This window comes from Rhodovibrio salinarum DSM 9154, assembly GCF_000515255.1.
Taxonomy (GTDB): domain Bacteria; phylum Pseudomonadota; class Alphaproteobacteria; order Kiloniellales; family Rhodovibrionaceae; genus Rhodovibrio; species Rhodovibrio salinarum.
This window is the reverse complement of sequence record NZ_KI911559.1, coordinates 973,661-986,995: the sequence shown is the minus strand read 5'-3', so window position 1 is coordinate 986,995 and position 13,335 is coordinate 973,661. Positions and strand designations below refer to the sequence as shown.

General features: G+C 64.6%; 12 protein-coding genes. 2 read left to right on the top strand and 10 right to left on the bottom strand.

All coding sequences use genetic code 11. The features are described 5' to 3' along the window. Nucleotides 1-64 precede the first annotated feature (64 nt). Nucleotides 65-2,809 (bottom strand): sensor histidine kinase, encoded by a 2,745-nt coding sequence (locus RHOSA_RS23995; RefSeq protein WP_169816593.1) that lies wholly within the window; start codon nt 2,807-2,809, stop codon nt 65-67. 904 nt (nt 2,810-3,713) lie between these two features. Between RHOSA_RS23995 and RHOSA_RS0104605 the strand changes: the two genes are divergently transcribed. Beyond that, complete coding sequence (locus RHOSA_RS0104605; RefSeq protein ID WP_027287759.1) at nt 3,714-4,181, top strand: PAS domain-containing protein; 468 nt, start codon at nt 3,714-3,716, stop codon at nt 4,179-4,181. Between the two features lie 30 nt (nt 4,182-4,211). On the opposite strand, the gene RHOSA_RS0104600 is transcribed toward RHOSA_RS0104605, so the two are convergent. From RHOSA_RS0104600 to pgsA, 5 genes are all read right to left on the bottom strand, one after another. After that, nucleotides 4,212-4,709, bottom strand: a complete 498-nt coding sequence (locus tag RHOSA_RS0104600; RefSeq protein WP_027287758.1) for a molybdenum cofactor biosynthesis protein MoaE — start codon at nt 4,707-4,709, stop codon at nt 4,212-4,214. Between the two features lie 6 nt (nt 4,710-4,715). Beyond that, on the bottom strand, nt 4,716-4,967 hold the full coding sequence (gene moaD, locus RHOSA_RS0104595) for a molybdopterin converting factor subunit 1 (protein WP_027287757.1): 252 nt from the start codon (nt 4,965-4,967) through the stop codon (nt 4,716-4,718). A 5-nt stretch (nt 4,968-4,972) separates the two neighbouring features. Continuing rightward, nucleotides 4,973-6,223: a molybdopterin molybdotransferase MoeA gene (gene moeA / locus RHOSA_RS0104590; RefSeq protein ID WP_027287756.1), complete on the bottom strand. Its 1,251-nt coding sequence runs from the start codon at nt 6,221-6,223 to the stop codon at nt 4,973-4,975. A gap of 4 nt (nt 6,224-6,227) precedes the next feature. Further along, on the bottom strand, nt 6,228-6,767 hold the full coding sequence (mobB, locus tag RHOSA_RS0104585; RefSeq protein ID WP_037257267.1) for a molybdopterin-guanine dinucleotide biosynthesis protein B: 540 nt from the start codon (nt 6,765-6,767) through the stop codon (nt 6,228-6,230). 97 nt (nt 6,768-6,864) lie between these two features. Then, nucleotides 6,865-7,431 (bottom strand): CDP-diacylglycerol--glycerol-3-phosphate 3-phosphatidyltransferase, encoded by a 567-nt coding sequence (pgsA, locus tag RHOSA_RS0104580; RefSeq protein ID WP_027287754.1) that lies wholly within the window; start codon nt 7,429-7,431, stop codon nt 6,865-6,867. A 593-nt stretch (nt 7,432-8,024) separates the two neighbouring features. Between pgsA and RHOSA_RS0104575 the strand changes: the two genes are divergently transcribed. After that, nucleotides 8,025-8,705 carry a hypothetical protein gene (locus tag RHOSA_RS0104575; RefSeq protein WP_156092545.1) on the top strand — a complete coding sequence of 227 codons (681 nt, stop codon included), beginning with the start codon at nt 8,025-8,027 and terminating at the stop codon, nt 8,703-8,705. A 161-nt stretch (nt 8,706-8,866) separates the two neighbouring features. Here the strand turns inward: RHOSA_RS0104575 and uvrC are convergent, their stop codons facing one another. From uvrC to msrB, 4 genes are all read right to left on the bottom strand, one after another. Further along, complete coding sequence (gene uvrC, locus RHOSA_RS0104570; RefSeq protein ID WP_037257264.1) at nt 8,867-10,777, bottom strand: excinuclease ABC subunit UvrC; 1,911 nt, start codon at nt 10,775-10,777, stop codon at nt 8,867-8,869. A 670-nt stretch (nt 10,778-11,447) separates the two neighbouring features. Further along, nucleotides 11,448-11,873 carry a dihydroneopterin aldolase gene (locus tag RHOSA_RS0104565; protein ID WP_081728463.1) on the bottom strand — a complete coding sequence of 142 codons (426 nt, stop codon included), beginning with the start codon at nt 11,871-11,873 and terminating at the stop codon, nt 11,448-11,450. A 70-nt stretch (nt 11,874-11,943) separates the two neighbouring features. Then, nucleotides 11,944-12,711 (bottom strand): SDR family oxidoreductase, encoded by a 768-nt coding sequence (locus RHOSA_RS25035; protein WP_027287750.1) that lies wholly within the window; start codon nt 12,709-12,711, stop codon nt 11,944-11,946. A gap of 6 nt (nt 12,712-12,717) precedes the next feature. Beyond that, nucleotides 12,718-13,161 carry a peptide-methionine (R)-S-oxide reductase MsrB gene (gene msrB / locus RHOSA_RS25030; RefSeq protein WP_051431795.1) on the bottom strand — a complete coding sequence of 148 codons (444 nt, stop codon included), beginning with the start codon at nt 13,159-13,161 and terminating at the stop codon, nt 12,718-12,720. Nucleotides 13,162-13,335 lie beyond the last annotated feature (174 nt).

Here is a 13,335-nt window from a genome sequence, read left to right as displayed (position 1 = left end):
GCGGGGCGAGACGGCAGGCGTCCATGCACGGCAACCAGGAGCCGCAACGGGCGATCAACGAATATCAGGCGGCACAGCGCATGCGCAGCGTGACTGTCGTGCCCGCCCCAAGCACGCTGTCGATCACCATACGACCGTCCATCTCCTCGACCAGCCGCTTCGCCAGCGCAAGGCCAATCCCCGCCCCATCCCCTTCTTCAGAGGCGATCCAGTTCTGTTGGCCAACCCGATAGAACGGCTCGGTGACACGCGGCACATCCGCCGCAGAGATCCCGGGTCCCCGATCCGTGATCGAGATCAGACAGTCGTCGCCGTCGGACCGGGCAACGACCTTGATCGCCCCCGTCCCGGCATACTTCGCCGCGTTACTGATCAGGTTGACCAGGACCTGCCTGATGGCGCGTCGGTCCCCATAAACGGCGGCCCCGGTTGGCAGATCGACCGTGACGCGCGGGTCTTCGGCCATGCCCAGCATCGTCAGCGCCTGCGCGACCACGTCCACGAGGGCGACCGGTTCCCGGGCCAGCTCGACTCCCCCCGCATCCAGCTTGGACAGGTCGAGCACGTTCTCGATCAAATCCAGCAGATGCTGGCCGCTGGTATGTATGTCCTCGACATAGCTATTGTACCTGCTGTTTCCGAGCGGCCCCAGCACCTGCGAACGGATCATTTCGGAGTAGCCGATGATCGCGTTGAGCGGCGTACGCAGTTCATGACTCATGTTCGCCAGAAACGTGGACTTGGCGGCGCTGGAGGCCTGAGCCTGCTCCTTCGCCGCGCGCAACTCGTCCTCGCGTCGTCGAAATTCGGTAATATCCTCGATGATGCCGTGCACCCCAACCACCACCCCCTCAGCATCGATATCGGGCACATAGGTCGCGTGAACATACCGTTGAATCCCGTTGCAGTAGGTTCTCAGCGATTCACAGCGCACCCGCTCGCCCTGTAACACGCGGGCAAGATGCGCGTGGGCCGTGACCCAACTCTCTTCGGAAAAGATGTTGCGCAACGGTTTGCCGATCAGACTGCCGCGTTTCACCCCGAGGCAGGCATCGTGCGCCGCATTGGTATAGCGGAAATTGAAGTTGCGATCGACGTAACTGACGAATAGCGGCAGAACTTCCGCAAGAGTTCGAAAATGCCGCTCACTGCGCCGCAGGGCCTCTTCGCGGGCTTCCCGCTCGATCAGATTTGCAACCGTATAGGCAGCCTGTTCGACGAAAATCGTCTTGGCCACAGCCACGCTGGGCGGCCGGGTGAAGAACAGCGCCAGCACCCCCTGTTGGGTTCCATCCAGCCCGACCATCGGCTCGGCCCAACACTCAACCAATCCATCGACCCGATCCGCCGAGATCATCGAAGCCCAAAGCGGATCATCTGCGAGCTTGCCCCCGCAGACGCGCGTGCCCTGAGCCGCACGCCCCAGGAAACCGCCCGTATCGCCGGACGGGACGCTATCTAACAGCACCTGCACCCCGCCCGGTAAACTAGGCGCTGCCAAACAGCGCAGATTATCGCCGCTGGCGTCAGGCACAAGCACCGCGACCTTCGCATCGATGAACCCGATTTCCAGGGCCACCACCACTTCCGCCAGCGCCATGCGGTGATCCTGGCCATCAAGCTTCTGGCGCAGTGCCACAGCCCGGGCCGCATGCAAGCCGGCCTCACGCTTACGATCGGTAATATCCCGGTGAATGGAGATGAACTGCGCGACCACGCCATCGTCATCCAGAACCGGCTGCAGATCGATCTCTTGCCAGTAAGGGTCCCCCGACTTTTGGTAGCTCACGAGCTCCACCCGGATGGCGCGCTGATCGGCGATCGCCGAGGCAAGCGCGGCCAATGCATCAGGCTCGGTGACTGGACCTTGCAGCAGGTCGCCCGGGCAACGGCCCGCAAGGTCCGCCAGCGTGTAACCACTCAGCCGCTCGAACCCCGCATTGACCCATTCGACCCGGCCCTTGGCGTCCGTCATCACAACACCGTTATCGGTCCGTTCGGCAACCAACGCCAATTTTCGGCTGTCGGCGCGCTCGCGCGCCAGTTCGTCGCTCAGCGCATAGCGATCGCTGATGTCCCGCGTGATCCCGACCACCCGCTCAACCCGTCCGCGCGCGTCGTGAAGCGCCTGCCCCCGGGCATGGACCCACCGCGGCCCATCGCGCGTGATCAAACGCAACTCGACATCGACGACGGTCACCTCGCCGGCACGCACGCGCTTGAACGCTTGAGCCGCGGCAACGCGGTCGTCGGGATGGACATAGGACCTGGGAAACATCAGGCCCGAGGTCTCGGTCCCGGGCAGGCCAAGGCGACGTGCCAAGGCGGAGGACAGCTCGATGCAGTCTTCGTCGAGCCGCCATTCCCACCAATACGCGCCAATGCTCTCGGCGACCTTGGCCGCGCGGTTCAGGCGGACATCACGTTCTGCGACACGGGCCATCACGTCGGTGACATCAATGTTCGTGACGACCGCGCCCTCAACACCTGCCTCGCCCCGAAGCGGACGTACCTCGCATTGGTAGCTGCGCAAGCCATCAGGCCCATCGCAGGCATACACCTGCTGAAATGCCGCGCGCGTGCCGGCAAGCACCTGACGGACTCCCCCGGCGCGCTCGTGATCGTCGTCTATATCGCCGTCAAATAACCGAACATGATCGAGATAGCACGCGCCGACCGCCACCTCGGTCATCCGCCCGCCCGTGTTTAGGCAACATTTCGTCCACGCCGCGTTCACCGCGACGATGATGCCGTCCGCATCCAGCACGGCAGAGATACCGGGTAAAGCCTCAACCAGCTCCGTCGCCAACACAAGCCGACGCCCCCCTTCATACACGGCGCGCGCTGACGACCCGGTGAGCTCTGGCATGCAAGTCACTTTCTGTGTCAAAGAAGCCGGCCGCGCCGCAGCCTTATCGACCAGTCGATAATATACCTTTAAGCAGATGAGTTCAGGTACATATCTTCGCTTTCAATTTAAAGCTTGTTTACTGATTCCAACCCGATCAGAGCGCCATCTACTGCTTCTCGGCGCTATCCGTGGTCGGCATTGGGCACTTTCTGGCAACGCTCAATTTCGTCGAGGTGCTCAGAAGACGGAACGATCTGCCACCGGCCTTACCCCCAGCCAGCATTCACAGGCCAAGCCGCCTGCTCGTGTTACGGCACAACGCGGCGTGTGCCGCAGCTGCAGGAGGTGGCCAGGAAGTTGCCAAGCTAGGGCGCGGCGGTACGTCGCGCCCTGTTCAGGTGCATAGGGTCGGGGGCCACAGACCCAAACCCGCCCGCCAGCGTTAAAAGGAGGAAGAGCGAATTGACGGCGCCCGCTGCGACGCCACTTCGCTCGACACCTGGGCATCGATTGGGCAGAACGGCAGATGGGAAGAAACTGCGATCCAGTACGGCCACACTTGGTACATGCAGCCTCTCGGCTCGCATCAGCGGCGTCTGGCACGCTGGCTTGACCGCCGCCCGTCAGCCACGTTACCCGAATAGAAGTTCATCGAATAATATCGACCTACTCTCAGGTTGCGCCCAAGTTCAATGCTCTCGCATTGAGGGTCCTTTGCATACTTCCGAGTCCTGTCTGATATGCTCATATATTGGTATCAGTCCGAACTCGGAATTTGGTTGTGTCTTGCCGAATATGACAGGTTAGGAGTTGCATCATCCGGGACCGCCATGGCACCGCCGGACCACACGGGCAGATCATTATGAACACGACAGACGTCGAAGCGTTCATTCGCGATGAACGGCTTGCGCAAACTTTGCGTGTTTGGCGTTCCCTGTGCGGCAACCGCTTCGCCCCCCGGCGCGACGAGATCCAACCGTTCGACTTCCGCCAGATGCTCGGCCGTCTCGCGCTCGTGGATGTCTTAGAAGGAAAGAGCGGGGACGCACGCTACCGGTACCGCCTGATGGGGACCCAACTGGTCGCACAGGACACCATCGATCTGACGGGCAAAACACTGTGCGCTTACCCGATAGCCGAACAACGGCTGATCGTGCGCGCGAACTTCGACCAGGTACTGGAAACCCGCAAACCCGTATATCGCGAGGACACGCGACAGGACGGTGCGCGCAACAATACCTATGCCCGTCTCGTGCTGCCGCTCTCCGAGGACGGCGAGAACGTGACCGGCCTGATGGTGGGCCGGGTGGTCCTGCGGCGAACCGACTGATGCCCGGCAGCGGAAGGACGTGACAGACCGCTACTCCGCTGCCCAGTCATCCGAGCCCCAGCGGGATGCCGCCGTATCATCACTGTCCCGGGCATCGACCCAACGGCCGCCATCAGGGGTCTCTTCCAGCTTCCAGAAGGGGGCCTTCGTCTTCAGCCAATCGATCAGGAACTGGCAACTATCGAAGGCTGCCTGCCGATGGGCGCTGGCGGTGGCGACCAGCACGATCCGCTCGCCCGGCTCCATCCGACCAAAGCGGTGGATCACCAGCGAAGCCTCGATCGGCCAGCGGCGGTGGGCCTCCGCATCGATACGCTCGAGCATCTTCTCGGTCATGCCTGGGTAGTGCTCCAGCGTCATCGCGGTGACCCGCCCCTCACCGCTCTCGGCCCCAGGGGTGCGCGCGTCCGGGTGCAGGTCGCGCACCAGCCCAACGAAGGAGCACATGCCGCCCACGCCCGGATTGTCCTGGGTCAGAGCGGCCAGTTCCGTGCCGACATCGAAATCTTCACGCTGCACCCGGATCATCGCGGGTTAGCCTCCGGTCACCGGCGGGAACAAGGCAACCTCGTCACCCGGTTTCACGGGATCGGATGGGCGCGCGTACTCCTGATTCACAGCCACGCGCACCGCCTGGCGGTCTTCCAGCGCCTTGGCATGCCCATCCGATCGTCCGGCCAGCCAGTCCAGCAAGCCGGCGACATCGCTTACCGCCGCCGGTGGCTCGACCGTCTCCTGGCTCGTGCCCGTGTGGGTCTTCAGCCACGCGAAGTAGAGAATCTGCATCGCGTTCACGCCACCTCGCTGAACGGCAGGAAGTCGACCAGCGTGCCGGCTTCCAGTTGGGTCATCTCCTCCGGCAACTCGACCAGCCCGTCGGACTCGACGATCGAGGACAGCACACCGGCACCCTGGCTCGGGTACTTGTCCACCCGCAGCTCGCCATCCTGTGCCACCAGCCGCGCCCGCACCCACTCCCGGCGGGCGCGCTTTTTCGTGTGATCGAAACCGGCCTTCACCTTGAACAGATGGGGCTTGTCCGACCGGCCGCCCAACATGCGCAGCACAAGGGGGCGCACGATCGTGACGAAGGTGACCACGACCGCAACCGGATTGCCCGGCAGGCCGACGAACGGCACCCGGCCGAGCTGACCGAGCGCGATCGGCCGCCCCGGCTTGATCGCCAGGCGCCAGGTATGCAGCTGGCCCAAAGCCTCGACCGCCTGCTTGACGTGGTCCTCCTCCCCAACCGAGACGCCGCCACTCGTCACCACCAGATCCAGGCGTTCGGCGGCATCGGCCAGGGCGTCGGTGACAGCCGCCCGATCGTCGGGAAGGATGCCGAGATCGTGCACCTCGCAGCCCAACTGACGCAGCAGGCCCTGCACCGTGAAGCGGTTGGAATCGTAGATACCGCCGGACTTGAGCGGCCCACCCGGCTCGCACAGCTCATCACCAGTGGAAACGACGCCGACCTGCAGCGGCCGGGCGACCTTGAGCGTGTTGCGGCCGACCGCCGCCGCCTGCCCCAGATCCTGCGGGCGCAGACGCTGGCCGGCGCGTAGCACGGTCGATCCGGCTGTCACGTCTTCCCCGGCCACGCGTTGATTGGCGCCGCGCGCGATGCCGGGCTTGATCGTGACTTGGCCATCCTCCTCCCGACAGTCCTCCTGCATCATCACTGTGTCCGGCCCGTCCGGCATCGGCGCGCCAGTAAAGATGCGGATCGCTTCGCCCCGCCGCCCCGGGCGGTCGAGCGGGTGGCCGGCGGCGACCCGGCCGGTCACCTTTAGGGTCGTCTCCACGTCCGCGTTCAAATCGTCGAAGAACACGGCATAGCCATCGACGGCCGAATTGCCGTGCTGCGGCACGTCGATGGTCGAAACCACGTCTTCCAGCAGCACGCGGCCCAAGGCATCGTGCAGGCCGACCGTTTCCGGCATGGCCACGGCGGTGATGCGCTCGCGAATCTCGGCCAGCGCCTCGTCGACGCGCATCAAGCGGTCGCCATGGGCGAAGCAGTCGTCGCTCAGCTGCGCCATGTGGTCAGTCTCCTCGTGCGGCGTCGCCGACGGCCCGGCCGGACGCCAAGCCGGTGTAGTGCAGGATGAAGTCCGCGACGCCCGCGACATCGTTCAGATCGAGCTGCGGCAGGTTCCCTGCGTCGAGCGGCTCATCGCTCGCCACCGCAACCACGCCCGGCACCTCGTCGGCCAACCGCGGCTTGCCGACGCTCCGCCGGAAGACCTCCAGCTTGGGGTGCGCCTCGCCCTTGAACCCCTCGACCAGCACCAAGTCGCAAGGCGCCAGCTTGGCCAGCAACTCGTCCAGCGTGGGCTCACGTGCGCCGCGGTGCTCATGCATCAGCGCCCAACGCCGGGCACTGGAAACCAGCACCTCGCCGGCCCCGGCCGCACGGTGCTCGTAGGAATCCTTGCCCGGTTGATCGATGTCGAAGTCGTGATGAGCGTGCTTGATGCTGGAAACGCGCAGGCCGCGGGCGACCAGGGCCGGGATCAGCTGGCGCACCAGCGTGGTCTTGCCGCTGCCGCTCCAGCCGGCGAGGCCGAAAGCTATCGGAGGCATGGTCATGATCGGAGGTTCGGGTTCGTGGTTCAGGCACTTAGCCGCCAGATCAGCCTAAGCCTGCAAAGGTATCACGCCAAGCCGTGGCAACCTGCAATCAGCGCTCCGGCTGTGCCTGCATGTGCTGCAAACCACGCTTCATGTAATCCCAGCCGGTGATCAGCGTAAGCGCCAGCGCAAGCCACAGGAAAACTTCCCCGATCAGCTGCAGGTGCGCCCACCCCGGTCCAGCGTTGCCGACGATCAAAACCGACAGGGCGATCATCTGCGTCGTCGTTTTCCACTTGGCGAGCTGGGAGACCGGCATGCCGACGCGCAGCTCCGCCAGGTACTCGCGCAGGCCGGAGACCAGCAGCTCCCGACACAGGATCAACAGCACGGCAGCGACCGGCAAGCCGGTCACACGGTCGCTCGCGACCAGCATGATCATCACCGCGGCGACCAGGAACTTGTCGGCGATCGGGTCGAGGAAACGGCCCAGCGGCGTCACCGTCTTGCGCTGGCGGGCGAAATAGCCGTCCGCCCAATCGGTGATCGAAGCTGCCAGAAACACGGCCAGCGCCGCCCAGCTGGCTTCAGGCCCTTGGTAGAACAAGAGCGCCACAAGCACCGGCACGATCAGGATACGCGAGAGCGTCAGCAGGTTCGGCAGGGTCAGCAGCATCGCCGGTCGCCTTGGGTCCGAAGGGGTGAGCGTCATACGCCGCGCCGGCCGCCCCGTCGCCACCGGCCCGACACGCGCGCGAACCCTAAGCCAACCCGACGCCCGGCGAAAGCCTATCGGCCGTTCCAGCGCAGGACCGGCATACGTATGGCCTCACCACACGTCCATCCCGGGCAACGTTTAAGGCTCTCCTCACCGCCCATTGGCTTTCCGATGACGACTGCATGCGCCGCCCCCCACCACCACGCCCATCAGGCTGTAACATCCGTTTACACCTCACAGGCCATCGCAACCTCGCCATACATGCCAGCCAAGCCGCTGATTTAAAAACGTATTTCCTGTTCAGGCTGGTAACGCCGGCCCGGACGCACGCGCGGCTATCTGTCACTAGGTTTTACACACACCCTGCGGTTCCGATCGCACCCCCTTGATCAGACTGATGAAGGGCGGCTGGTACGTAAATTGCTTAACGCTCGCCATTGGGGGGTCGCGAAGGCACCCAAAGCTCAAGGCCGTTTCGGTCGGCTTCAACCCCGCCGAGCGTGCCTTGGAAAGCAGGTTCTCGTGTCAATCTCGCAGGAGAGGCAGACGTTATGTTCAATAGGGTTTTGGCGGGGCTAGCCCTAGCAGCGGTCGCATTGGGGCCAAGCGTATCCTACGCCGCTATTACATGGAATTTCTACGGACCAAGCAGCAATCTCGGGCCGTCCGAGACGTTTCTCGACACCACGGGCACGCATTCCCTGACGGCAACAGCCCTCAATATCCAACCGCCGCCCGACCCGACGCTGAGCCGCAACCTCTTCGGGATTGGCGTGGATCTCGGTTTCGGTGACAGCAACCAGGTCGATAACGGCGGGGACGACGAGGCGATCATTTTCGATCTGGGCAGCGTGCATACGCCAGTCGAGATCAACCTGAGCCTCGCCAACAACGGCGGTCTGTTCACCGACGGTGACCAGTACCGCATCTATGGCAACAACACCGGCGTTTTCACCTCCTGCACCACCGGCTCCGATTGCCTGGTCGGCGATCTGCTGGCCACGGGAACGGGCGCGGGCTCCCTGCAGATCACGAACGTCGGCCTGCCCGGTTCGACGCCCTACCGCTACATCATCGCCGGCCTGCCCGGCGGCAGCGGTGATGGCTATCGGGTCGCACAACTGAGCATGGAAACCGCCGACATTCCGCTTCCGCCGTCCATCGCGCTGCTCGGAGTCGCCCTGGCGGCGCTCGGTTTCGGCGCGCGTCGGCTGAGCCAGAACGCCAGCTAGAGCCGCCAAACGGCTTGGGGCGTATATTCCGGGACCCGACTTGAAGGGTTCTGGTCTGGAGGGCGTTCACGGCCGTCCCCGTCGTTAAAGGACGTGGGGCGGCCGTACGTTTGTGGGGACTGGCCCCCTTACAGAGATCGCGCAAACCATTTCGGGCCGCCCTACCCGGCCGAGTTGAAGTGGTCGTAGATCTTGCGGGCGACTGTCTTGGAAATGCCGTCGACGGCTTCCAGGTCGGCAAGGTGCGCGCGGCCAATCGCCTTGACCGAACCGAAGTGCAACAGCAGCGCCTTCTTGCGCGTCGGGCCGATGCCCGGCACGTCGTCCAGCGAGGAGCGCAGGCGCTCGTTGCTGCGGCCCTTGCGGTGGGAACCGATGACGAAACGGTGTGCCTCGTCGCGCAGGCGCTGGATGAAGTACAGCACCTGATCGTCCTTGGGCAGCAGGATCGGCTGCTGCTCGGGCAAGAAGATCCGCTCCCGCCCAGCGTCGCGGTCCGGCCCCTTGGCGACGGAGGCCAGCGCCACATCGCTGATCCCAAGGTCGGCGAACACCTCCAGCGCGACGTTGAGCTGTCCGCGCCCGCCGTCGACCAGCACGAGGTCGGGCCAAGTTCCCTGTTCGTTGTCCGGGTCTTCCTTCTGGGCACGCTGGAAACGGCGGGTCAGGACCTCGCGCATCATCGCGTAGTCGTCGCCGGCTTCCGCACCCGCGGCCTCGACGTCCTCTGCGTCGGTCCGCTGGTCGATGCCCCCGGCCTGCTGACCCGGCTTGCGGGTGCCGCGGATCTTGAACTTGCGGTATTGGTTCTTCCGGAAACCCTCGGCACCGGCGACGATCATCGCGCCGTACGGCTCGGACCCACGGGTATGCGAGTTGTCGTAGACCTCGATCCGCTCGGGCGCATTCTCCAGGCCCAGCGTCTCGGCCAGCCCCTCCAACAACTTGCGCTGGTTGCGCCCTTCCGACAGATGGCGGGCCAGCGCTTCGCGCGCATTGGTCAGGGCATGGTCGACCAGGTTGCGCTTGTCGCCGCGTTGAGGGACGTGGATGTAGACCTTGCCGCCCGCCCGCTCGGAAAGGGCGTCGGCGAGCAACTGGCGGTCGTCCGGCGCCTCGCTCGCCAGCAGCAGCTTGGGCACCGGCTTGTTGTCGTAGAACTGCGCGATGAAGGAGGCCAGCACCTCGCCGCTGCTCAACTGGTCGTCGTGGGTCGGGAAATAAGCGCGGTTGCCGTAGTTTCGCCCGGAGCGGAAGAAGAACACCTGGATGCAGGTGACCCCGCCTTCCGAATGGAGCGCGAAGACGTCGGCATCGGTGACGCCCTCGACATTGATGTCCTGGTGCGACTGGATGTGCGCCAGCGCGCGCAAGCGGTCGCGGTAGAGCGCGGCCGTCTCGAAATCGAGCTTCTCGCTCGCCGCCTGCATCTCCCGCCCCAACTCCTCCTGGATGTCGTGCGAACGACCCGACAGGAAGTCGCGCGCCTGCTTAACCAGCTGGGAATAGTCCTCCTGGCTGATGTAATCGACGCAAGGCGCCGAGCAGCGCTTGATGTGATACATCAGGCAGGGCCGCGAGCGCTGCTGGAACACGCTGTCGGAGCAGGAGCGCAGCAGGAACGCTTTCTCCAGCGCGGTGATCGTGCGGTTGACCGCGCCAGCGCTGGCGAACGGGCCGAAATAGTCCCCGGGGCGGCTGTGCTGGCCGCGGTGCTTCTTGATCCGCGCGAAATCGTGGTCGCCGGTCAGCAAGATGTAAGGGAACGATTTGTCGTCGCGCAGCTGCACGTTGTAGCGCGGCATCAGCCGCTTCACGAGGTTGCTTTCGAGCAGCAGCGCCTCGACCTCGGTGCGGGTGGTGACGATCTCCAGGCTGGCGGTCTCCGCGACCATCCGCTGCAGCCGATAGGGCAGCCGCGACAACTGGGTGTAACTGGTCACGCGGCGCTTCAGATGGCGCGCCTTGCCGACGTAGAGCGCCTCGCCCTTGCGGTTGAGCATGCGGTAGACGCCCGGCTGGCCTGGCAGGGTCTTGATCGCCCGCTTGAGCACGCCAACGCCGCGTTCCATCGACAGCGCCGGGCCATCGGCCACGCCGACCGGCTGGCCGTCCTGATCGGCTTCTGCACCGTCAAGAGCGGCAACCTGGGTGAAGCTGTCGCCCGGGTCCTCCTCCGCGCGCATCGCCGAGCGCTTGCCGCCGGCGGAGGGGTCCTTGCTGCGTCGTGTGCCGCGTGCCTGTGCCATGGTGGTTAGATGTCGCCTATCCGGTGGCCACGTCAACGCGGCTGGCCGTTAAATGAACTGTTCGGCGCCCAACCGGCTACACATGCCTGCATTCACCTGATCAAGCCCTAACCGAATGGGTTAAAGAGCGCCCCGCGCCGCTCGGCAGCTCGTCCACGAGTGCTGTGGATAACCTTGTGGGAAGGTCTTGGGGAAAGCTCCAAGCGCGCCGGAAATCCAGGAGTCGCTACGGATTGCCCAAGAATCAGGCACAACCTATAACCCATTGATATTGCTTGGTTAATATTTCGAGTGATCATAAGGTGGCGCGTTTACCCTGAGGAGGTGCGGCGTGTCACCCGCGCACGCGCCCCCCTTCAGCGCGATGTGCAAAAAAGTTCTGGTCCGCGCACCCAATGCCCACGGACACAGGGGTAAATCCACCCAAATGGATTAGGGGCTTCGGCGCGGAGAGCGTAGCGATAACCGATCGACGCCTACAAAGAGAAGCAGGTCATCGACCGTCGCGGGCGTGCTCGACTTCAACGCCGATCCCGGCAGCGTCGGAGTAACGGTCGAGTTTCTCGATCCGTACGCGCACCAACTCCACCCCGTCGTCGTCAGCAAAGGTCGCCGCGGCGATATCGTCCGCCAGTGTTTCCAGCAAACGCGGACGACCGTCCGCGATCAGCTTGCGGATGTTCGGCACCAGCTTACGGTAGTCAACGATCCGGCTCGGATCGTCGTCGAGCGGGCGCGCGGGGCGAACCTCGGCCTCGACATTGATGCGCAGGCGCTGGGCGCGGGCACGTTCGCGTTCGCTGACCCCGAGGTGGGCGCTGACCGTCAGGTCGCGCAGGAAGATACGCTGCCGGCGCACCGTGCGCGCGGTGTCGGCTTGCGTGGTGTCGGGGAGATCGTGGCGGGGCTGTCCAGACATGCCCTTTCCCCTAACCGCTCACCGCACTGCGGTCCAGACAGGAATCGCATGAAAGCCCTGTGACCGGTTCTTATAACTCGTCACCCTGGCGCGACGGCCCCAGATGCCGGCCGCCATCCAGCGCGATCATCTGTCCGGTCACCGACGGCGCCTCCAGGAAAAAGCGCAGGGTGCGGTAGATTTCATCCGGATCGGTTCCGCGCTTCAGCGGCGTTTCGGCATGCGCGGCCTCGATCGCGGACTGGTCACGGTAGTGATCCGGCAGTAACGCCCCGGGGCCGACCGAGTTGACACGCACCTGCGGCGCGAACTGCAGAGCCAGCGACTGGGTGAGGCTGTATAGCCCGACCTTGGACAGGTGATAGCTGGTGAACCCGGCTGCGGGCTGCAGGACATAGCCGTCCAGCAGGTTGAAGATCATCCCTTGGCGCCCCGCCGGCACCTGGCGCTTGAGCGCCTGGGCCAGCACGAACGGCGCCCGCAGGTTGGTCTCCATGTGCCGATCCCAGCTGGCCCGCGTCGCCGTCTGGGCGGTGTCGTGCCCGAACACCGCGGCGTTGTTGACCAACAGACCGACAGGGCCGAGCGCGCTCGCCGCACGATCCACCAGCGCGGCACACGCCTCCTCGTCGGTCAAGTCGGCTTGTAGCGTGACCGCGCGCCCGCCAGCGGCCTCCACATCGGCAGCCGTCTGCTCCGCCTCGGCGCGGGAGGTGGCATAGTGCACGGCCACCGCCCACCCGTCGGCTGCCAGGTTGAGCGCCAGCGCACGCCCGACCCGCTTGGCCGCGCCCGTGACGAACGCAACGCGGGGAATGTCCTCCTTCAGCGCGGGCACGGGAAGCTAGCTCTCCGGCACCAGTTTCAACGCGGCGGAGTTCATGCAGTAGCGCTTGCCGGTTGGCTCCGGACCATCGTCGAACACGTGCCCCAGATGGCCGTCGCAACGGCTGCACAGGACCTCCGTGCGCTTCGTGAACAGCTTACGGTCGGTCTTGTAGCTGACCGCGTGTTCGTTCAGCGGCTGGGTAAAGCTGGGCCAGCCAGTGCCGCTATCGTACTTGGCGTCGCTGTCGAACAGCGGCTGACCGCAGCACACGCAGCGATAGGTGCCGGCGGTTTTGGCGTCGTGATACGCGTTGGCGAACGGCCGTTCGGTCCCGCCGCGCCGCGCGACACGATATGCCTCTTCGCTCAGTTCCTGCTTCCACTCGGCATCGCTCTTGACGATCCGGGACTCGCCATCAGAACTCTGGGTGTTCGGCTGGGTTTCGGACGTGTCTGTCATGTCCCACCTCGCTTGTTGCTGTTGTTCTGTCTCCGCGTGTCTATGTGGCCGTCACGGACGCACACGCCAATAGCCGTCCCACGGTTTTTCCGAACAGCCGTATGTCAAAGAGTAAATGCGACAAGCGAACGTTAATATTTCGCCGCCAAACTGGCCTGAATGCAACACCGGATC